We start from the raw sequence: 20,980 nt of genomic DNA on the forward strand, positions 1-20,980 counted from the left end.
CAGCTGGATTGGCAACTTGGTGGAAGGTCCTGCGCCTGTGCAGCGGGAACAGTTTGCGCCGCTGTGAGGAAATGCTGATGAGCATTCCGGGCCAGGTATCGATCGTGGCTGGCAGTCGACTTGGCGTTCAATGTCATCTGGTTAACCCACGCGCATGCCCGGGTACACTGCAAAACAAACGAACTACCAGTTCAACGGCCGCAAGCGGCCCGGTTAACCAATGTTTGGCAACCTGACATCCATCGATAGTTCAGCTACTAGGTGTACTGAAGACGTTTATCAACAAACAGGATGATTTCAGAGTTGGCAAATTAGACGTAATTCGTTGCGGCGAAACACCTTGTTAGTGATGCACGCAAAAGGGGGGTGTTGATAAACCTCGCGGCGATGCGACTGAGGAGCCGGGGCAACGAGCGTTCTGTAAATAGTGACTTCGAGCGCGACGGCAAATCAGGGGGTGTTCAATTATCCAGTCCGTTATTGAGTCGATAATGGCGTAACTCTCGTGTTTCCGCGAGATTGGCTACTAACAATAGGCCGCTTAGTTGAACACTTTGGGCGCTCGAAGGACTTACTTCGTCGGAGTGTTGAAGCCTTGATTGATGAGCCACTCGGCACAGCGGTCGGGCCACTGATTCACCGGGTGCCCCGTTTGCCGCATGCCGTAGCCATGTCCGCCGCTGGCATAGACATGCAACTCGGCGGGGATCTTGGCCTTCTTCAGTTCACTGAAGAGAAGGACGGAGTTAGCTACCGAAACGCCGTCGTCCTGCGCGTGAATGAGGAACATCGGCGGCGTGGTGCTGTCGACCTTCACGTGGTCTTGCAGTGTCCAGGGATTCTTCTTGTTCTCGAAGCCGCCAGCATAGATGAGGGCTGCGAAATCGGGGCGGCAACTTACTTCGTCAATTTTATCGACGGGTTGATACTGCCGCTGTTCGTGGAGGATGGCAGTCAGGCCGGCCGTTTCGCCCCCTGCAGAGAAACCGAGAATGCCGATTCGCTGCGGGTCGAGTTTCCAGTCCTTCGCTCGGCTGCGAACCAGGCTCACCCCCCGCTGAGCATCTTGCACCGCGGCTTCCCAGCGCTTGTCGGGGTTACGAGCGGGCACACGATACTTGAGCACGATGGCTGTCACGCCCCGCGCGGCGAAGTACTGGGCACACTCGGTTCCTTCGTGGTCGTAAGCCAGAATGCTATGCCCACCGCCCGGAGCGATGATGAGCGCACAACCGGTGCGGAGATTGGCCGGCGGCTCGAAGACGGTGATCTGCGGTGTGCTGACGTTCGCCAGCTTGATGATTTTGCGATCGCCGATCAACTTGTCGGTCGGCTTGTTCACGTCCTGTTCGGGAGGCAACTCCCTCACTTCGCCGGGGGCTTTCGCCGGCCAAAGATCGATCGGCGTGGGATCTGCTGCGGTTGCCAATCGAATGAGGCAACCAGACACGAAGCAAGCGCAGGCGAGTGTGCGGAGAAACGATTTCATGAGATCCTCGTTACAAGAGTAGGGCGGGCGTGTCGTTATTTCAGCAGAATTCAGAGCGCCGCGGAAGAGTCGCAGTTGGCGAATTGAGTTACATTGAACGAGAAGATATTACGTTAGAGAGCGTTCATTCAGTCGACAGCGAATGCAGTCATTTGAAACGGCGGCCAAGGGGAGGGCGGAAAAATGTTGCGCTTGAATTTGTGGTTCGTGGCACTATGTGCACTGATGATCAGCGGCGGAATTGCGTCCGCTGCCGACCCGCTGGAGACGACCGTGCAGGGTAAGTTGACTACGGGTGTTAACGCCATCGGTGCGGAAACGACCGGGACGACGATTGAGGGGAAGGGATTCACCTGGGAACTCGATTTCGGCAAGAACGATGCGTTAGCGAAAGCGGCCGAAAAGCTGAACGGCCAGCAGGTCGTCGTTTCCGGCAAGTTGAACAAAGTGCCCGGGGTCGAAATCAAGGAACGGCTGATCTTCACGGTAAAGACGCTAAAAGCCGCGGCGACGAAAGTCGAACTGGAAGCTTACGGCATGAAGGGGGACACAAAGATTGAGTTCGCCAGCGAAGGGGAACGAACGATAGTCGATATTCACTGCGCCAGTGGTATCGACCGCTGCGGGCTGAAGCGAACCGGTGCCACGTGGCCGAAAGACGTCGTCGTGCGGCTGCACCTGAAGGGGCTCGAAATGTTTCTGGTCGCCGCCGACAAGAACACCATCGAATGTGCCGTGCCCAGCAGTGGAGCCCCGAATTCGACTTGCCAGCTGATGTCGGGCAAGCGAGTCGGCGAAATTACCGCGGCCAGTCCTTATTTCGCGCAAGTGCGACTAGTGGCCGCTGGTGACAAGAAACCCAAGATTCCGCTGGAAGGTGGTTACTTCGAAGTTCCGTTGCCCGCCCAACTGCTGGCCGACAACGCCAAGAACGAAATCATGCTGCAGTGGGTCGATTTCTATCGGCGGTAAGCGGGCTGAAATCGCTGTGGTAATTAATGCTTGTTTTAGTGATTTTTTGCTATACTTGCTGCGTGCCACTTTTCAGACGGTTTTTGCGGCCTCTCTCCCAGGTTGTCTCATGCGGACTCTGTTCTTTGCTGGTGGGCCACGACGCTTCAAAGCGGGTGGTTTCACGCTGGTGGAATTGCTGGTGGTGATTGCGATCATCGGCGTGCTTGTCGCCCTGTTGCTGCCGGCGGTTCAGGCGGCCCGCGAAGCATCGCGCCGAACGCAATGCGCAAATCACTTGAAGCAAATGGGGATCGCCACGCACAACTTCCACGACACCTACCACTACTTGCCCGGCAGTCGGATTTGGGACCACTGGGCCACATGGGCCGTGCAGTTGATGCCGTTCATGGAACAGCAGTCGCTCTACGAAAAGTGGAACATTCAAGAGCAGTACTACAACCAACCGCAAGTGATCCGCGAGACGAACATCAAACTGCTCTTCTGCCCCACGCGAAGGCCACCGGGCAAGCCGAGTTCGTCGGGCGATAATCCGGATAACGGCATGCCAAATAGTACGCACAATCCAGGAGCCCTAAGCGACTACGCTGGCTGCTCGGGCGATTTCGGCTATTCGGGTTGGTTCGATGGGATCAACGCCAATGGAGCAATTTTTACGGGGGAAGTGTTGGAGCAATCGGGCACGACCATCAAACGCTGGAAGGGGCGAGTGAACTTCGCCAAGATCGAAGATGGTACGAGCCAGACATTCTTAATCGGCGAGAAGCACATTGTGCTAGGCAAGTTCACCATCGGTACAGGTGACGGCTCGATCTACAATGGCGATCACGAATGGGGCTTCGCCCGAGTCACTGGCCCGGGCTATCCGCTCGCGCCCAATCCGAAGTATACGACGAGCAGCAGTCTCATTTTCGGCAGCTACCATCCGGCCGGTTGCCAGTTCGTATTGGTCGATGGTTCCGTCCGCAACATCAAGCTCGAAACCAGTACAACCGTTCTCGGTCGCCTGGCTGTCCGCAATGATGGCGAAGTGATTCCCGATTTTTAGTCGTCGATGTGGGTAAAACCTGCGACGATCTCAATAGCTGCCAGGCACTCGCGTTCCAACAGGAATGTCGTAGGTATTCTGATTGTTGGGCAGAACTTCAAAGCGTAGGCCAGAAGTTTTGTAGTCCATAAATTTGCGCTGAAGGGGTGAAGGTTTCGGCTCGCTATTCAAATTGCCTACCTCTGGCGACGGTGGCGCGAATACTACAACTTCATGCTCTCCGACCAACGCTTCCAGTTTAAACTTGCCATCGGGCCCAATTTCAGCGTGAGCGTTTACCTGCTTTGCGATATCGTCTGTGACGTTCCGAAATTCGATCGTGCCACCGGCCAAAGGGCTACCATCGGCGAACTTCACCGAGCCTGTCACCGGAAAAACGGTCGGCTTGTTGTCGCAGCCCGCGAGTAAAACCAAGCCGGTAACAATTAGCGAGCGAAGAAATGGAGAGGTCATAACACTTGCCGAAAAAAGGTTGCAAGAGAGTTCACTGGCCTGATTAAACTCGCCTGCCGCCGAGAAAGAAAGAGTCCGTCACCCGCGGCTGGCAAGGACGGGGCTTTCGACTATCTTGCTGAGGAATGAATGAGCCCCCATTGAAACCGCCCGAGGAACAGCTGCCGCGCGTGGTGATTGTCGGCGGCGGACTAGCAGGAATTGCGACCGCGGTGGCGCTGGCCGGCAAGGGACTGGAAGTTGAACTGCTGGAGGCGAAGCAGTCGCTGGGGGGGCGCGCCGGTTCGTATCGTGAGCGAGAGGAAGATGGGCTCGTCGATCATTGCCAGCATGTGGCTATGGGCTGCTGCACGAACTTTCTCGATCTCTGCCGGCAAACAGGCTGCGACGATCTCTTCACGCGCGACCGCCGGCTGCATTTCTTTTCTGCAGAGGGAGTGCGCAGCGATTTTGAGCCAGCCAGTTGGCTCCCCGCGCCGTTGCATCTGCTGCCGGCCCTCTTGGAGCTGAAGTATCTTTCGTGGCGCGATAAGTGGAGCATCATGCGCGGCATGGTCGCGCTGATGCGAACGAAGCCTGAGACGGCGGCGTACGAGTCGACGGTGGGCCAGTGGCTGCTGCAGACTCGGCAAACGCCGGCTGCCATTGAGCGATTCTGGAAGGTCGTGCTGGTGAGCGCACTGGGAGAGTCATTGGAGCGGGCTTCGCTCTCGGCGGCGAGGAAGGTGTTCGTCGATGGCTTCTTGGCCAATGGACGAGCGGCCGATGTACTGATTCCCCGCGTGTCGCTCGGTCAGTTGTACGACGAACGAGTTGCTCACTGGTTACGCGAGCGCGGCGTGAGGATTCGCTTAGGCACTCCGGTGAAGGGCCTGCGACTGACAGCCGAGAATAAGGTGCAAATCGACACTATGGCGGATACCAAAACTGCGGACGTGGTGATCGCGGCCGTTCCCTGGCGCCGCCTGCCGGAGTTGCTCGACGAGCGTTTGGCGGCAGCCATTCCGGGGCTCGCAGATTTCGCCAAGATTGAAAGTTCGCCGATTTCCAGCATTCACCTATGGACCGATCGGCGGCTGACCTCCCTGCCGCATGCCGTGCTCGTCGATCGTTTGAGCCAATGGGTCTTTGCCCGCGCGAAGCAGGGTCGGAACGAGCAGCGGCATTATTATCAGATTGTAATTAGTGCTGCGCGCCAATTGGCCGGGCGCGAGCGACAGTCGATCATCGACGAAGCGTGGCAGGACCTGCAGGCGATCTTTCCGGCCGCTCGCGAAGCTAAGCTGCTAAGCGCTCAACTCATCACGCAGCGCGAAGCGGTGTTTTCGGTGCAACCTGGTCTGAATGCGATTCGACCAGTTCAGCGAAGCAATTCTCCCGCCTTGGTACTCGCCGGCGATTGGACTGCGACCGGTTGGCCGGCCACGATGGAGGGCGCGGTTCGCAGCGGCTATCTCGCCGCGGAAGCGGTTCTGCACCAGTTGCGAGTTAGAGGCTCCATTGAACCGAAGTGTCTCGTGCCCGATCTTCCCCGCGGACTGCTCGCCAGACTGCTCATTCGCTGAGCCGTTTTCCTGTTGATTGGTGGGTCGCTGCCCACAGTCGCTTCGCGGCGCACTACAATGCCAAGGCGGTTTTTCGAGTGCAGCCACGAAGGATCAATTATGCCGCTGGATGTCGTTGAGACGCTGGCCGACCTGGTGCGGATTCCGAGCGTGAATCCGATGGGACGGAACGTCACGGGTGAGATTTATTACGAACATCGCGTCACGGATTATCTCGAATCCCTGTTTCGCCAATTGTCGTTGCCATTCGAGCGGCACGCGGTAGCCCCGCTTCGCGAGAATATCATCGTTCGCGTCGAAGGGAGCACTCCGCCCGAGAAAGGCGGCCCGGTGTTGATGTTCGAAGCCCATCAGGACACGGTTCCTGTCGATGGCATGGAGATCGATCCGTTTGCGGCTGACATCGAAGATGGCCGGCTGTTTGGTCGCGGGGCCTGCGACATCAAGGGTGGCATGGCAGCCATGCTGGCCGCGCTGGTGCGCGTGGCCGACGAACGCCCGGCGTCTCGACCGACGATCATTTTGGCCTGCACGGTGAACGAAGAGCATGGCTTCACCGGCGCGACCCATTGGGCCGATACTTACATGGGGCGCAAGGGTCTGAAGTCAAAACTGTTGGCGCGCTCGCCGGATGCTACTATCGTTGCGGAGCCTACCGAACTGAATGTTGTGGTCGCTCACAAGGGTGCCTGTCGCTGGCGATGTCACACGGGGGGCTTAGCAGCCCACAGTTCGCAGCCCGAGCGGGGCGATAATGCCTTCTATCACATGGCCCGTGTGCTGACGGTGCTCGAACAATATGCCCGCGATGTGGTGCCGCACTTGAAGCAGCATCCGCTGGTTGGCCATCCAACCCTGAGCGTGGGGCTCATTAGCGGCGGCATCAGCGTGAATACGGTGCCCGATCGTTGCACGATCGAGATTGACCGCCGCGTGCTGCCCGGTGAAGACCCCGACGCTGCTTTCACCCACGCCGTGACGCATCTCAATTCCTTCGTGACGACGGGGACACCGATCATTCACGACAAGCCGTTCATGCTGACCAAGGGCTTGAACAACGATCACAATGTGCCGCTGGCCGAACGCTTGGGTCAGGCGATACAGCACCATGCGCCCAACGCGGGCGAGCAGATTGGCGTTCCCTTCGGCACCGATGCCCCGCACTATGCTGCCACTGGCAGCCCCACCGTCGTCTTCGGCCCGGGCAGCATTGCCCAGGCCCACACCAAGGACGAATGGATCGACCTCAACCAGCTGAAGACCGCCAGTGAGATCCTGTACGACCTTGTTCGGCACTGGGACGAGTGAGAGGAAGGGGGATAGGAACTTAGAGGTTAGGGGTGGCAAAAAAGTTAAATACAGTTCGAATTGGCCTAGGTAACTGGCTCCCGATTGGTGAGTTTCAGGGCAGCATTGAGGCCGCTCAGGATATCGATGAGTGGGTTAAGCCCACGATGCCCTTTTGGCAACATTTGCAGTTGGAGTGCGAAATTGAATGCTGTGGAGTTGAAGCCCTTCGCTTTGACCCCAGCGATCTTCTGCAAGCAAGAGCGAAATGCAACGATCCAGAATTAATGAACAGCCTGCGAAAGTTACGAAGGAACGTACAAGACAGTAGCGAGGTTATCTTTTTCAGCAGCCAACTTTGCCAGCACTTCCCGCGTCCATTTCTCGTTCAATTGCTGGACCACATCGTCTATTATTTGGATTCGCCTTCTAATACTTCCCAGCCTAGTTCCTAGCCTCTTCCCAGCGCAGCTGACAGGTGCTGCACGAACGCGAGGTTGTCAAGCTGCAGATACTGCATCTGCCCGCCCATGCGTGAGTAGCTTTTGCAGAAGCGAAGATAATAGGCAGGGTTCGATTTTGGTGGCTCGCCTTGGGTCCAGTCCCAGCCGCCACCATCTTGCAGATCGACAACGTAAATGCCCAGGTCGCGGAGCACGGGCTGGCCGGCTTGTAGCCGCAAGTTGTTCACGCAGCTGATGCTTTTCTCGAAGACCTGCGGGCCCATGATGGCCGAGCCCACGGAGAGCACAACTCCTCCTTCGAGTTCGGCACAGGAGCCGCCGAAGAGTTTAAAGTCGAGTTCTGCTCCGCGACCAATCACACTGCCGCTGAACATCGGATGGTTCGCGATGATGTCGTAGCCAATGCCAGGATGTACCGTCAACGGGACGCCATGCTTATATGCACTGCGGAGGATCGACGCTTCTTTCCAGCGATGCTGCACGTCGATGCGCCCGCGGGGAAGGTCGAACTTTCGCATCGCCTGCAGCAGATCTGCTCGCGCTGCGGTGAGTGGGTGTGTCGGCTCGCGCGAAATGGCATCATCGAGTTCGTTGGGAGTTGGGATCGTGAGCCCATCTTCATGAATCAGCCGACCGAGCGAACGACCGTAGCCATCGCCCTGCAAGGCACCAACCATCAGCGCCACGTGAATATGCCAGGCTGTTTCATGCCAGGTGCCGAACTTTCCTTCGGCCACGTTCATCTCGACGCTTTCGGTCGAGGCACCGAACCAGGCGTATTCCCAGTCGTGAATCGTCCCCGCACCGTTGGTGGCCAGGTGAGTGAGAAAGCCGTCCCCCAGTAATTGATCCAGGATGAGGGCCGCGCCATTCCGGAGCAAGTGCGCGCCATAGATCAACATAACCGAGCGGTCGTTGTCTCGCGCCCGTTTGATCCGCTGTGCGCACTCGTCAATGATCGCTGCCTGACTCTCATCGCGCAGTGGTTTGGGCTGCGCCGTCGGTGAGACGAGAACTTCTTGCACGCGCGTTAAACTTTGCCGCTCCGCGAGCGGATAGACCTGCAGCTGGCTCAGATCGAGCGGTTGGATTTTGCGTTTCATATGGGGACCAGCGTAACGATTGGCGAGGTGCTTGTCTGTTGCCTTGCCAGGGTGCCTAGCCTGAGAAAAATGCCCGCCTTCTTGTTGAAAATCTTACCGCTGGCATCGAAAAGTGGCACTGTCGACGGGCCGGTCAAGGCGGTCAAACAGTGAGCAGTTGCCAATCCGTGGGTTCAGCCAATAATTATTCGAAAGCGCTAAAATTGCCTAAGAAAGTGAGGTGTTTATGGCCATGGGCGAATTGGCACAGCTGTTGCAATACGGACCTGCCAACTTGGAGCAATGAAATCGATTCACGCTAAAGTCGTGACGATATTATCAATAGGTTATGTGTATGCTCGCTCGAGGAAGCGAGGTTGGGATAATGGACGTGAAAATCAAAAAACCCGAAAACGCTCAACAAAACCTGGCCAAGACCGGTGTCGACGGCCTGGACGATATTCTGGCCGGCGGCCTGACACCGAACCGCCTTTATCTGGTCGACGGCAACCCCGGTTCTGGTAAAACGACCGTGGCTTTGCACTTCTTGATGGAAGGCGCTGCGCTTGGCGAGACAACGTTATACGTGACTCTCGCCGAGACCGCCGAAGAACTCAAGGCCGTCGCCGATAACCATGGCTGGGATCTGGATGGGATTGAACTGCTCGAAATCATTCCCGGTAGCGATGCGCTTTCATCGGATGAACAGATTACGATGTTCCATCCGTCGGAAGTCGAGTTGGGTGAGGCGACCAAAAACATCTTGGCCGCCGTGGAACGTCTCAAGCCGACGCGGGTAGTGATCGACTCCCTCTCGGAACTACGACTCCTGTCGCAGCATTCGCTCCGCTATCGTCGGCAGATTCTGGCGCTCAAACGGTTCTTCATGGGCCGCGAGTGTACGGTGCTGCTGCTCGATGATCGGACTGCCGACGCGACGGATCGCCAGCCCTATTCGATCGCGCACGGCGTCGTCACTCTAGAACAGTTCGCGCCCGACTACGGTCCTGAGCGTCGCCGGCTTTTGGTCTCCAAGTATCGCGGCTCCAGCTTTCGCGGCGGCTATCACGATTTTGTCATTCGCCAGGGTGGAGTACAGGTATTTCCGCGATTGGTGGCTGGTGAATACCCCATGCGCTCGCAGCGCGATGTTGTTCCTAGTGGAGTTTCTGAATTGGATTCGCTGCTCGGTGGCGGCCTGGCACTTGGAACCAGCACACTGATCACTGGTCCCGCTGGTGCAGGTAAGTCGAGCCTGGCAATGCAGTATGTGCTGGCGGCGTGTAATCGAAACGAAAGGGCCGCGGTCATTCTGTTCGACGAAAGCATTGCCACCACCTGCGACCGCATGTCGGGAATGGGTCGCCCGCTCAATGAAGTTCGTAAGAAAGGTTTGCTGTCGCTACAGCAGGTCGATCCTGCCGAACTATCGCCAGGCCAACTCGTGCATTCACTGCGCGAAAAAGTGGAACGAGACGGTGCCAAACTGGTCGTCCTCGATAGTTTGAACGGCTACATGCACGCAATGCCGGGCGAAGGGTTCTTGACCGTGCAATTGCACGAGTTGACCACCTATCTGGGCCAACGTGGTGTGACAACTATTCTCGTCACGACTCAAATGGGCTTCATTGGATCCGCCATGCAATCTCCGGTCGATGCGACTTACCTGGCGGACTGCGTGGTGCTGCTGCGGTACTTTGAGGATCAGGGGCGTGTGCGCAAGGCTGTGTCCGTCGTTAAGAAGCGTACTGGGCACCACGAAGACACAATTCGCGAACTAATCATCAGTTCGAACGGTATTCATGTGGGTCCTCCTTTAAGCGACTTCCGCGGCGTGCTTACCGGTGTTCCCGAGTGGCGTGGCACGAGAAAGGGCCAGGAACGCTGATGTCCAGCACCCTGACTTCTAAGCCGCCTACCGCAGCGGAGCAACGTGTGCTGATTCTTGCGCCGACCAAGCGCGATGGCGAGATCTCGGCTGCACTACTACTGCAGGAGGGAATTACCGCTGATGTTTCCACCAATATCGATTCTTATGTCGAAGAGCTGCGCCGGGGAGCAGGCGCGCTGGTACTCACTGAAGATGCACTGTTTCATCGCAACAGTGGTCCTTTGCATGTTGCCCTGAAGCAACAGCCCGCCTGGTCGGAATTGCCCGTCATCGCACTAGTGCGAAATTCCAGTGATGGCTCGATCGATCGCCAGTTGAAACTGCTGGGCCATGTAACATTGCTCGAACGACCAGTGCTGCTTCGCACGTTTGTTTCGTCGGTGCAGACAGCTCTCTGGGCGCGCATGCGGCAGTATCAGATTCGCGATCTGCTGGTCAAAGAACGTGAAGCGCGCGAAGAAGCCGAGCGAACTAGTCGGCTGAAGGACGAATTCATCGCGACGTTATCGCACGAACTGCGTACGCCGCTGAGTGCCATTCTGGGTTGGTCGCAACTGCTCGGGCGCGATCTTCTCGACGAAAAAGAGACTCGGGAAGCTGTCAGCAGCATTGAACGAAATGCTCGCGCGCAGACTCAATTGATCGAAGACTTGTTGGATATGAGCCGGATCATTTCCGGCAAGATGCGGCTCGATGTGCAGACCGCCGATCCTACGGATTTCATCGCAGCAGCCATCGAAACGGTTCGCCCAGCGGCCGCTGCCAAAGAGATTCGCCTGCATTCCGTGCTCGATCCCAATGCGGGACCGGTTGCCGGTGACCCCAACCGCTTGCAGCAAGTGATTTGGAATCTACTTTCGAACGCGATCAAGTTCACGCCCAAAGGGGGCGAAGTCAAGGTGATCTTGCGGCGGACGAATTCGCACCTGGAGATTGCCATTTGCGATACGGGGCAGGGGATTTCGGCTCAGTTCCTGCCTTACGTGTTCGATCGCTTTCGTCAGGCTGATGGCTCGACAACTCGCCGTTTTGGCGGCTTGGGTCTTGGGCTGGCAATTGTCAAGCAACTGGTGGAGTTGCACGGTGGTCGCGTCGAGGCTCAGAGCGATGGCGACGGTCGTGGCAGCGTTTTTGTTATTTCGCTGCCGATTACTGCAGTCCACTCGCAGCTCCCTGCGGTTGCGCTTAAAACGCCAGCGTCACCTTCTCCGCGGGAACGGAAGGCAGCGATTCATTCCCTGGATGGGCTGAAGATCCTGGCTGTCGACGATGAAGCCGATGCGCTAGCGATCATTGAGCGGGTGCTGGTGATGGCTGGCGCTCAGGTTTACACCAGCACCAGCGCGAATGACGCGCTGGTGGCGGCCCGCAAATTCCAGCCTGATCTGATGGTCAGCGATATTGGCATGCCCGATGTCGATGGCTATGAGCTTATGCAAATGGTGCGGGGACAAGGCTACAAATTTCCCGCCATTGCATTGACAGCGTTTGCGCGGTCGCAAGATCGCACACGTTCGATGCTCGCCGGCTTCGTTGCTCATATCGCCAAACCGGTGGAACCGACCGAATTGATTGCCACAGTAGCTGCGGTTGCCGGCCGCGTTTAAGTCCGGCATCCATCACGCCAGTATCTGTTTAATGACCGTCGCAGGCTGGCCATCAATGAGGGAACCGGCTCCCTGGGGACGAGCAAAGTTGAGCTTGGTGTGATCCAACCCAAACAGATGGAGGATGGTCGCGTGCAGATCGTAATGATTCACGACATCCTTAACGGCCTTGTGGCCGAACTCGTCAGTCTCACCATGCACGTGTCCGGATTTCACGCCCCCACCCGCCATCCACGCACTAAAGCCGTAGGTGTTGTGATCGCGGCCAATGCTCTTCGCCTTTTGAATGACAGGCAGGCGCCCCATTTCGCCACTCCAATGGACGAGCGTGCTATCGAGCAGACCACGGCGTTTGAGATCGAACACGAGCGCGGCCGTCGGTTTATCGGTCTGCTTGCACCGCATTGGCAGCGAGGTGTGAATCCCACTGTGATGGTCCCAATTCTGATTCCCCGAGCAGATCTGCACAAAACGAACGCCACGCTCGACTAAGCGGCGCGCGATCAAACAGCGCGATCCCCAATCGCGAGTCTCAGTTTGATCGATGCCGTATAGCTGCTTTGTTTCAGCCGTCTCTTGCGATAAGTCGAGCGCTTCGCGTGCGGCGGTCTGCATCTTGGCAGCCAATTCATAACTGGCGATGCGGGCGGCCAGGTCGTTTTCGCCCGGATGCTCTTTCAAGTGCTGTTGATTCAAGTTGGCGAGGAAGTCGAGATAACGCTGCTGCGAGACTGGCGACGAATCACTGGGTGGGTCGAGATTGAGAATCCGCGGTTCGCGGGCCCGGACGACGGTGCCTTGATAGAGCGAAGGGAGCCAGCCGTTGGCCCAGTTATAAACACCTTCGACCGGCAGATTGGCCGGATCGGTCAGCACCACGTATGCGGGCAAATTATCGCTTTCGCTCCCCAGCGCGTAAGTAAGCCACGAGCCCAGCGCGGGACGCCCCGTGATTGTGCGGCCGTTGCAGAGTGCCAGGATCGATTGGCCGTGATTGTTCACGCCGGTATGCATCGAGCGGATCAGCGTAATGTCATCCGCCACGTTCCCCAGGTTGGGCAGCAACTCGCTAAGTTCCATACCGCATTCGCCGCGCGGAGCAAACTTCCATTTGCTGGCCATCAGTTGCGAACTGGCCTGTTCCACGCTGTCGAACTTGATACCGCCGCCAGTAAAATCCGTACCATCGCGCTTGTCGAGTTCCGGCTTAGGATCGAACAAGTCGATATGGCTCGGGCCACCCTGCATGAAGATCGAAATCATCGCTCGCGCTTTGGGTTCACCCGCAGGCTGTTTCGGCCGCAAGTCGTAGGTCGGCTTTTCGAGCGCTGGTTTGGCCGGCGGCGCAGGAGCGGCGGCAGCTTCGTGCGACAACAGCCACGCCAGTGCCAGCGATCCGATTCCCGCAGCCTGTTGAGCGACGAAGTGCCGGCGTTGCGAGCGAAGAATTGATTCACGATCCATGGAGGCAATCCCGACACAACGGAACAAGGGAATTAGTCGACGTATAAAAACGCATTTGAACCCAACAGGGCCTGACAGAGATTAGCCAGCGCTCGCACCTCGGCGCTGGGAGGCTCCTTAGCTTGGTCGTCGGCTGCCGGCTTTACAGCTTGCTCGAACTCGGCCGCTTGAGCCACAAGGAACTCGCGCGCCATCGTCAACTGTTCGGAATCAGGCCGCACGGCATAGATCGCCTGCCAGGCAGCGTCGATCTGTGCCGACAAATCCCCCTTGGCATCTGCCTGAATCTTCTTCGCCAAGTAAGAGGCCTGATTGAGCACAAAGCGGTTGTTCATCATCAACAGTGACTGCGGAGCAGCTGTCGACTGATTGCGCACTTCACAGTTCGGCGTCAGCAGTGGCGAGTCGAAAGTTTCCAGCATCGAAAGTGGCAGCGAGCGGCGAACTTGCACATACAAACTGCGGCGAAATTCTTCTTCACCCAGCGGAACAGCTCGCCCCGTAAAGCGACCAGCACCGTCGCGCGTATCAACCCCGACGATCACCTGGCCAATCTCGTCGGGTGTGACTGGGACCGGTTTCCCGTGCAGCTTCGTCGTCAGCCGACCGCTAACCTTGAGCATTGCGTCGCGAACGGTTTCTGACTCAAGCCGACGAAGATGCATTCGGCCGAGGAGTTGATTGTCGGGATCGACGGCATCGAGTTCATCGGTCCGGACCGACGACTGTTGGAAGGCGGTGGACGAAAGAACCAATCGCTGGAGGCGTTTTAGTTCCCAGCCATCGCGCGTGAAGCGTGTTGCCAGCCAGTCGAGCAGTTCAGCATGCGTCGGGCGAGCGCCAAGCAAACCGAAGTCGCCGGGAGTTGCCACAATGCCGCGGCCAAATTGATGAAGCCAGAATCGATTCACCAACACGCGGGCGACGAGTGGATGCTCGCCGGAGGCTAGCCATTTGGCATAGGCAAGACGGCGCCCGGTCGTCGCCACCTTGGGATCGTCGACAGGAATCTTTGCCAGCGGACTTACTTCGTCTCGCAACAGTACGGTCAGTTCCGCTGGCTGAACTTGAGCGCGCGGAGAATGGACATCGCCACGAAAGAAGACGTGCGTGGCGGGTACTTTGCCGGGAACTTCTGTCAACACCGCTGCCTCGTTCTCAGTCGGCTTCTTCTTGTTGAGTTTGGCAGTTTCGTCAGCGTACTTCTTATTGATGGCGTCTAAAGGAGCCTTTTCAAACTGAGCCAGATTCTTCACGTTCACATTCAAGCTGGGGTGTCTGGCAAGCAGTTTCTTTTGTTCGTCCGTTCGGCTCTTCACTGGCGTATCGAGCGCCGCGCGAGCCAGTGCTCTTTCTTCTTCCTGAAGTTCGTCCAGCTTCTTTTGAATCGCACTGGCGACGAGTTTATCGACTTCCGCAGCTCGTTCCTGGTTGAAATGCGAAATGGCGGCATCGAGGTCTTTCACACGTTGGCGCTCGGCAGCGGTAAGGAGCGAAATCTGTCGAGCGCCGGGCGTTTTCCACGCTTTCACGTCGTAAGCAGGTTCGAAGATTGCGCGGATTTGATAGTAGTCGGTTTGCGGAATCGGGTCGTAACGATGGTTGTGGCATTGGGCACACCCCACAGTCAGACCAAGGAGCGAGGTCGAGACGATTTTAATCGTGTCATCCAACACAGCGTTGCGAGCCACAACTTGATCGAGTGCGGTATCGCCCGTACCATCGGGGCCCATCCGAAGAAAGCCGGTCGCAATCAACTGCTGGGCCTCTTGCGGAGTTAGCGAGGCGTAAGGAGGCTTGTGCAACTCATCGCCGGCCAGTTGCTCGACGATGAAATCCTTCCACGGCTTGTCGACATTGATCGAACTGATAACGTAGTCGCGATATTTATAGGCATATCGCCGCTCGAAATCCTTTTCACTGAAGCCATCGCTATCGGCGTAGCCGGCGACATCGAGCCAATGCCGGGCCCAACGCTCGCCGTAATGAGGCGAGGCCAGCAAACCATCGAGGAGTCGTTCCCAGGCATCGGGGGCAGGATCGTTGACGAAGGCTTCGATGTCGGCCGCGGTGGGTGGCAGACCCAAGAGTGTGAACCAGGCGCGCCGCGCGAGAACTGCCTTGTCTGCGACGGGCGAGAACGACAGGTTCTTATTCTCAAGCTCCTTGAGCAAAAACAAATCGATCGGAGATTGCGCGATCGCCGCATTTGTAACAGACGGCAAGGCTGTGTCGCGAATTGGTTGGAACGACCAAAAAGCTCGCTCTTCGTCGGTGATTTCACTCAGCTGGGCTGGCTCCGGTCGAGCCGTTTTGGCTCCCTCGTCGATCCACTGGCGAAGAATCGCAAGTTCGGCTGCCGTTACTTTCTTTCCTTCGGGTGGCATCTCACCTTGTTCGATACGTTGAATGAGCAGGCTGTCCGCGCCTTTGCCTGACGTGAACGCAGGGCCACTTTCGCCGCCAGTGGTCATCAAGCGAACAAGTCGCAAGTCCAGCTTTCCCTGCAGCTCTTCTTCCTCGCCGTGGCATTGAAAACAATGCTTCTTCAAAATCGGCCGGACGTCTCTCTCGAAAGTAAGGGACGGCTCGGCACCGATAGCTACGTGTGCGACGCAGCACGCAGCCAGCGCGAACAAGATGGCCAGGCACTTCCTGTGAGTTGGCATAAGGAGCCGCAAAGGTGGGATGATGGCGGGCGGGATGGATCAGACATCAATTATCATCGTCCCGCCGTCACCTTGCAAGAAAAACTTGCGACCCGTTGAACTTGTTGGCTTGCCCGCTGATTTATTCCGCCTTCTTCACATGGCTAACACCGCTGGCCGTGTTGCCATCGAGCAATCGCCACAGAAGTTCGGGCTTTGCTGCGGTGCCGCCGGTGATGAGTTCGAGATAGATAGTGCATTCTTCGGCGGGCGGTCCTGGGTCGCGAGGCACGCCTGGCTTGGGCCGCTGCGAAGTAAATACGTTCTGCGTCGCCCCGAACTTCCGACCGGCATTGTTCTTCAGAGTGTCGATCACCTTCATTTGATACCACATCACGCCTGTTTCGCCGCCGAGCGGGCGCATGAGTCTTGCCCGCAACACAACTGTCGCACGTTCAAATCGCTTGGGGTCGACATTCGCCGGAAACTTCTCTTGCTGCTGCCCTTCAGCCTGTGGAGTGGCCTTAAGTATGTCACTTGCGCGAGCCGTGGCGCTAATTCCGATTGCCAGTAATGCTGTGGCGATGCCACAGATCAACTTTGCGTTCAACGACATAACGATTCGCCTCGAAACGAGTAAGCAGTTAATTCCTAGCTGAAAAGAAGACGATACCGGCTCGGGAATCGTTCTCCTTTTTTATGCCAATTTTACTTTGCCGGGACCTTTTTCAGTTCCGGCAATTGCTTTTGCAGGTCGACGCGAAAGCGAAGTGGCCAGTCGATGCTTTCGAGTTGCTTGATGGTCGCACTTGCAGCCTCGGTTTGCTGCAAGTGAATTTGAACACGCGCTGAGTTGAGCAAACCGGTGGGTTCCAGCTTCCGCAGCTTAGCCACTTGTATCTACTGCTCGAGCGCGTCCTTCCAACGCTCTTGACGCGCGCGCTCTTTGGCTAACAGCGACAGTCCCTCCGTTTCGCCGGGCATTACTTCCGCCAGAGAAGTGCGGGCACGCTCGGCTTCGGTTGGTTCTTGGAGTGTATCGAACCGTTTAGCTAGCTTTTGCCACAACTCAAGATTGCGGCGATTGAGCTCGAGCGAGTCGAACGACTGCATCAGAGTTCCCTGGTGATCTTCGACTGGATCGAGGCACTCAATAACCGCGTAGTATTTAGACGACAGTGGCTGGGCTTTCGGTTATCGTGAGCACCAATAAATTAAAGCAAATGTTTCGCCAGGAGTAAGGAACATGCTCGCACGCTCTGCCGTTTGCCTGTTGATGACTACTCTCGTTCTGGGCACGCTGTCAGCTGCCGAACCGGTACTGGTGAAGATCGGCAGTCCCATAGGCGGACACATTCACCCGGCCATTTGCCGCACGAAAAAGGGGACGCTGATCGTCACCTTCGGACAGGTAAATCATCGCGACCTGCGCATCAGCCGTTCAACCGACGCGGGTAAGACCTGGTCGGAGCCGGCGGCCTTTGCGCATACCGTCAAAAAGAGTTATTACCCTGGCTCGCTCACAACCCTGGCGGACGGTCGAATCGTTCACTGCTGGAATCGTTGGAGCACGGACACTAACGAACAAGAGCCACGCAGCGTGCTCTATTCGGTATCGAGCGACGATGGTCTGACGTGGGCAGAACCACAGGCGTTACCTCGCGACGAAAAACTTCGCAGCGTGATCCGGCATCCCTTGGTCGAATTAAGTGCGGATAGCTGGCTCTTCTCGCTCGACGACCGCACACTGGTTTTTCACCCTTCTACATCCACGGACGAATCTTTTGGCGATGGTCGCGTACACGGGCTGACTCCCATCGTCCGCACGCCGCAGGGAACTTTCATCAGTGGCGCGGGACTGCGGAGTACCGATAAGGGCAAGACTTGGAGCAAAATCGAAAAGTTCCCCGATCTCAAGACACAAGGTTGGCGGCACGAACTCGTCTGCCTATCGAATGGCTGGCTCCTTGCTTCGGAGATTCTTGGTCCCGGCTTCGGCGGCGAGCGGATTCGCTATGTGATTTCAACCAATGACGGCCTGACTTGGGACCAGACGTACGAGTATTACAATCCGGGCCGCGCTATTGGCGGCCGTGCTTGCCCACGCACCGTCGAACTTAACGACGAAACGATTGGCGTTGTGTTTTATGATGTTGATGCCAAGGAGAAGGAAGGACGCGGGCTGTTCTTCCTGACGATTCCACTCGCGAAGCTTGCGAGTAACTGATATCTCACCAATGTGCCCTCCACTGAGTTGAACCATGTTGCACCGAGCCTGTTCGTGTTTGCTGGCGATTGCCTGGCTGCTCGCGGTCGTTAGAGGCCCCGCTTTAGTCGCGCAAGATCAAGCTTCTGCGTTACCGCCGAATCAGTGGCAAGAGATTGTGGCGGGCGGAGTGGGACCGCGTGTTTCGCCTGCGCTCGTCTGGTCGGCAGCAAGGCAGCGATTTGTGATGGTTGGTGGCACCATTTCGCATGCCCACAAACCTCCGTTTCCCTATGATGTCCTGTCGCTGAATCTTGCGACCAAGACCTGGGAGAATGAATTGCCTCCGGGTGGCGAGAAGTGGGGGCCGCTAACGGGTGCGGTGCAGCCGCCCAAGTTCAAGTCGCCCTACTTCGAGATGCTCGATAGCGAGCAAAATGTCCGTCCTTGGCAACGGCACGCGAAGATGTGGTATCAGGGCCAGCTTGCGCCGTGGGATGGCAATCTTTATTCACTCTTATGTGGGCGAACGGTGGCCTACCATATCGAAAGTCGGCAATGGCGCAATCTTGAGCCTGCGAATGCTCCGCTGCCGCTGACGAAAAGCGAGAAAGAAGGGCTCAACTGGTCGGCGCTCGGACTCGATCCATTGAATCAGGAACTGGTGCTGTTCGGCGGTGGCGGGTTGGCTACATCGCGCGGCGATGCGGGAACGTGGGTTTACTCGACGAAGAAGAACGAATGGCGGCAACTCGATTTGAAAGTGCAGCCGCCACCGCGCGCACTGTCTCCACTGGTCTACGATCCCCAGTCCAAGCAACTCGTACTCTTCGGCGGCGATGGTCTCGACACGCTCTATGGCGATACTTGGACTTACGACTGCGCTACGCGTACCTGGCACGAGCGTAAACCGGTTGTCGCTCCCGCGCCGCGCTTGGGGCATGCACTTGTCTCCTTGCCCAAAAGCGGCAAACTGGCCCTCGTCGGTGGAGTTGGGTACACGTCGTCGACGGCCTATCAGGCACTGCTCTACAAGCCGCTGCCGCTGGAAATCTGGACATACGATGTCAGTCTGAATGCGTGGTCGCTGGTGAAACGATTGGAAGAGAAAGGCCCCACTCATTTTTCGGTCGATGCCGCTGTGGCTGCCGTCGATGACCAGGATCGACTCCTCTGGTGGGGGCCGAAGACGACCGGCAACCGTTATGAGAACGATTCGCGCACCTGGCTGATTCAACTCGATGTCAGCCATTCTGATGCTGCGGCGACAGCTAAATTTGGCGTACCCGCGGGGACGGTGGTTCAACGCGACGAGTCGCACGATCCAGCCTGGTACGCTGCTGATGTACCAACTCCAAACCTCTCGGAGCAAGTACGGTTCTATGAGGAGTTGCCGACCAATCGCTGGACAGCAGTTGCCGCGCCCAAGTGGCCGATGAATCGCCAAGGGGGCGGTTGGAGCACCGTGGCCTACGACACCAGTCGCCAGCAGTTTTTGCATCTTGGCGGTGGTCACAGTTCTTACTTTGGCAACGATGTGGCCCACTTCGATACGCGCGCCGCGCGCTGGAGCATCAGCTATCGGCCGCAGTTCGCTCTTGATTTCAATTACGATTTATCGGGACCTGGCCCCTGGGCATTTAACGGCGGCCCGTGGGGCAATCACAACTATCATGCTTACAACTATGACCCAGTTCGCGACCGGCTCATCTTTATCCGTAACGAGTACACGCATGTGTACGACCCCGAGCGCAGGGTTTGGCCCCATGAGGAATTGTTGCGCAACAATCCCTTTGCCGGCAGCAAATACACCAGCTACCTCGTTACGACGCCGGCCGGGGTAGTGATCTGGACGAATCGCAAGGAGAGTCAGTTTGCCAGTGGCGTATGGAAGCTCAGCAAGGATGGCTGGAACGAATTGGCGACCACGGGAGATTCGCTACCGTTGCCACAAACCGATGGCAGCACCCTCACGTTCGATTCGGAGCGAAACCGCTTGCTATTGACCACCACCTTGGGTGAAAAAGGAATTGTTCACTCGGGCCAGGTCTGGTCGTGCGATTTGCGCAGCGGTGAAGTCCGCAAGCTCGACCCCGCGGGGCGCGAGGCGATCACTTCAAAGCGCTTTGCCCGTGAGTCGGTCTTTTTGCCCAAACGCGACGCGGTACTGTTCGGGCATCATCTTGGCGAACAGAACCGGCTTGCAATTTACGATGTTGCCAACAATCGCTGGTGCGTTGCCCACGTTCCTGGCAGCGAGTTCTTTTACCGTCCGGAAGCGGGGAGCAGTGTGGACCTGGGGTTGCAATACGATACGGCTCGCGATCTCGTCTGGGGCGTCATGTGCAAGCTGCATCCCGGCGCGGTGCAAGTAATGCGAGTCAGTGACGAGTTGAAACTCACCCCGTTACCTTAACAAAACGGGCAAGGGGTACGCGCTGCAGAACAGATACACCGCCAAGGCGATGCCTAACACGGCGACTAATGAAGCCATCCACACGCTGAAGTTCATCCAGTAGCGGTTGGGCTGCTGGTCGGCCGGGAGTTCGCTGCAGAAGCGAACTTGCTGGCAGGCTGCAATTCCGATCATCGCAGTACCAAGCAGCACGAATGCAATGCCGATCAGTGACGAGAAAACCGGCGGCGAATGATCGACGTTGGGTTGACGAATCAGCTTGAGAAACAGCCCGAAGCGGGCGACGAGAAAGCCGACGCCAATCACGGCCAGGCCAGTGCGCAGCCAGGCAAGCAAGGTGCGCTCGGCAGCAAAGAAGACGCGGGGATCGTTTTCGGCGGGCACGGGG

General features: G+C 57.3%; 18 protein-coding genes. 9 read left to right on the forward strand and 9 right to left on the reverse strand.

The annotated features are described in order from the left end of the window. Positions 1-571: 571 nt before the first annotated feature. Complete coding sequence (locus ETAA8_RS11340) at positions 572-1,489, reverse strand: alpha/beta hydrolase (protein ID WP_145088128.1); 918 nt, start codon at positions 1,487-1,489, stop codon at positions 572-574. A 183-nt stretch (positions 1,490-1,672) separates the two neighbouring features. Between ETAA8_RS11340 and ETAA8_RS11345 the strand changes: the two genes are divergently transcribed. Continuing rightward, on the forward strand, positions 1,673-2,461 hold the full coding sequence (locus tag ETAA8_RS11345; protein ID WP_145088129.1) for a hypothetical protein: 789 nt from the start codon (positions 1,673-1,675) through the stop codon (positions 2,459-2,461). A 109-nt stretch (positions 2,462-2,570) separates the two neighbouring features. Further along, on the forward strand, positions 2,571-3,509 hold the full coding sequence (locus ETAA8_RS11350) for a DUF1559 domain-containing protein (protein ID WP_145088130.1): 939 nt from the start codon (positions 2,571-2,573) through the stop codon (positions 3,507-3,509). 30 nt (positions 3,510-3,539) lie between these two features. Here ETAA8_RS11350 and ETAA8_RS11355 read toward each other — a convergent pair whose 3' ends face one another. Next, entirely contained in the window at positions 3,540-3,962 is a 423-nt protein-coding gene (locus ETAA8_RS11355; RefSeq protein WP_145088131.1) for a carboxypeptidase-like regulatory domain-containing protein, read from the reverse strand. Positions 3,963-4,102: 140 nt separating this feature from the next. Here ETAA8_RS11355 and hpnE point away from each other — a divergent pair, with 140 nt between their 5' ends. The 3 genes from hpnE to ETAA8_RS11370 all read left to right on the forward strand — a co-directional run bounded on the left by hpnE (position 4,103) and on the right by ETAA8_RS11370 (position 7,269). Further along, positions 4,103-5,527, forward strand: coding sequence for a hydroxysqualene dehydroxylase HpnE (gene hpnE, locus ETAA8_RS11360; protein WP_202921768.1), 1,425 nt, complete (start codon positions 4,103-4,105; stop codon positions 5,525-5,527). Between the two features lie 99 nt (positions 5,528-5,626). Beyond that, positions 5,627-6,835 carry a M20 family metallopeptidase gene (locus tag ETAA8_RS11365; RefSeq protein WP_202921769.1) on the forward strand — a complete coding sequence of 403 codons (1,209 nt, stop codon included), beginning with the start codon at positions 5,627-5,629 and terminating at the stop codon, positions 6,833-6,835. Positions 6,836-6,867: 32 nt separating this feature from the next. Further along, the gene (locus ETAA8_RS11370; protein ID WP_145088134.1) at positions 6,868-7,269 is read left to right on the forward strand and encodes a DUF6331 family protein; all 402 of its coding nucleotides are present in this window, start codon (positions 6,868-6,870) and stop codon (positions 7,267-7,269) included. On the opposite strand, the gene ETAA8_RS11375 is transcribed toward ETAA8_RS11370, so the two are convergent. After that, entirely contained in the window at positions 7,266-8,381 is a 1,116-nt protein-coding gene (locus ETAA8_RS11375; RefSeq protein WP_145088135.1) for a hypothetical protein, read from the reverse strand. The two genes, ETAA8_RS11370 and ETAA8_RS11375, sit on opposite strands and share 4 nt — an antisense overlap. A gap of 370 nt (positions 8,382-8,751) precedes the next feature. Between ETAA8_RS11375 and ETAA8_RS11380 the strand changes: the two genes are divergently transcribed. Both ETAA8_RS11380 and ETAA8_RS11385 read left to right on the forward strand, forming a co-directional pair. Further along, positions 8,752-10,248 (forward strand): ATPase domain-containing protein, encoded by a 1,497-nt coding sequence (locus ETAA8_RS11380; RefSeq protein WP_238397735.1) that lies wholly within the window; start codon positions 8,752-8,754, stop codon positions 10,246-10,248. Beyond that, positions 10,248-11,858 carry a hybrid sensor histidine kinase/response regulator gene (locus tag ETAA8_RS11385; protein WP_145088137.1) on the forward strand — a complete coding sequence of 537 codons (1,611 nt, stop codon included), beginning with the start codon at positions 10,248-10,250 and terminating at the stop codon, positions 11,856-11,858. The genes ETAA8_RS11380 and ETAA8_RS11385 overlap by 1 nt, the downstream gene beginning before the upstream one ends. Positions 11,859-11,870: 12 nt before the next feature. On the opposite strand, the gene ETAA8_RS11390 is transcribed toward ETAA8_RS11385, so the two are convergent. From ETAA8_RS11390 to ETAA8_RS11410, 5 genes are all read right to left on the reverse strand, one after another. Beyond that, a complete protein-coding gene (locus tag ETAA8_RS11390; protein ID WP_145088138.1) occupies positions 11,871-13,322 on the reverse strand; it encodes a DUF1501 domain-containing protein in 1,452 nt (483 codons plus the stop codon). A gap of 32 nt (positions 13,323-13,354) precedes the next feature. Further along, positions 13,355-15,991, reverse strand: coding sequence for a PSD1 and planctomycete cytochrome C domain-containing protein (locus ETAA8_RS11395; RefSeq protein ID WP_145088139.1), 2,637 nt, complete (start codon positions 15,989-15,991; stop codon positions 13,355-13,357). Positions 15,992-16,112: 121 nt separating this feature from the next. Continuing rightward, positions 16,113-16,586: a hypothetical protein gene (locus tag ETAA8_RS11400; protein ID WP_145088140.1), complete on the reverse strand. Its 474-nt coding sequence runs from the start codon at positions 16,584-16,586 to the stop codon at positions 16,113-16,115. Positions 16,587-16,678: 92 nt separating this feature from the next. Further along, complete coding sequence (locus ETAA8_RS11405; RefSeq protein WP_145088141.1) at positions 16,679-16,864, reverse strand: hypothetical protein; 186 nt, start codon at positions 16,862-16,864, stop codon at positions 16,679-16,681. A 6-nt stretch (positions 16,865-16,870) separates the two neighbouring features. Next, positions 16,871-17,083 (reverse strand): hypothetical protein, encoded by a 213-nt coding sequence (locus tag ETAA8_RS11410; RefSeq protein WP_145088142.1) that lies wholly within the window; start codon positions 17,081-17,083, stop codon positions 16,871-16,873. A gap of 133 nt (positions 17,084-17,216) precedes the next feature. Between ETAA8_RS11410 and ETAA8_RS11415 the strand changes: the two genes are divergently transcribed. Further along, positions 17,217-18,197 (forward strand): sialidase family protein, encoded by a 981-nt coding sequence (locus ETAA8_RS11415; protein WP_145088143.1) that lies wholly within the window; start codon positions 17,217-17,219, stop codon positions 18,195-18,197. A gap of 34 nt (positions 18,198-18,231) precedes the next feature. Next, positions 18,232-20,592: a Kelch repeat-containing protein gene (locus ETAA8_RS11420; RefSeq protein WP_145088144.1), complete on the forward strand. Its 2,361-nt coding sequence runs from the start codon at positions 18,232-18,234 to the stop codon at positions 20,590-20,592. Here ETAA8_RS11420 and ETAA8_RS11425 read toward each other — a convergent pair. Next, positions 20,584-20,976 carry a YidH family protein gene (locus ETAA8_RS11425; RefSeq protein WP_145088145.1) on the reverse strand — a complete coding sequence of 131 codons (393 nt, stop codon included), beginning with the start codon at positions 20,974-20,976 and terminating at the stop codon, positions 20,584-20,586. The two genes, ETAA8_RS11420 and ETAA8_RS11425, sit on opposite strands and share 9 nt — an antisense overlap. Positions 20,977-20,980: the final 4 nt, after the last annotated feature.

This window comes from Anatilimnocola aggregata (assembly GCF_007747655.1).
Classification (GTDB): domain Bacteria; phylum Planctomycetota; class Planctomycetia; order Pirellulales; family Pirellulaceae; genus Anatilimnocola; species Anatilimnocola aggregata.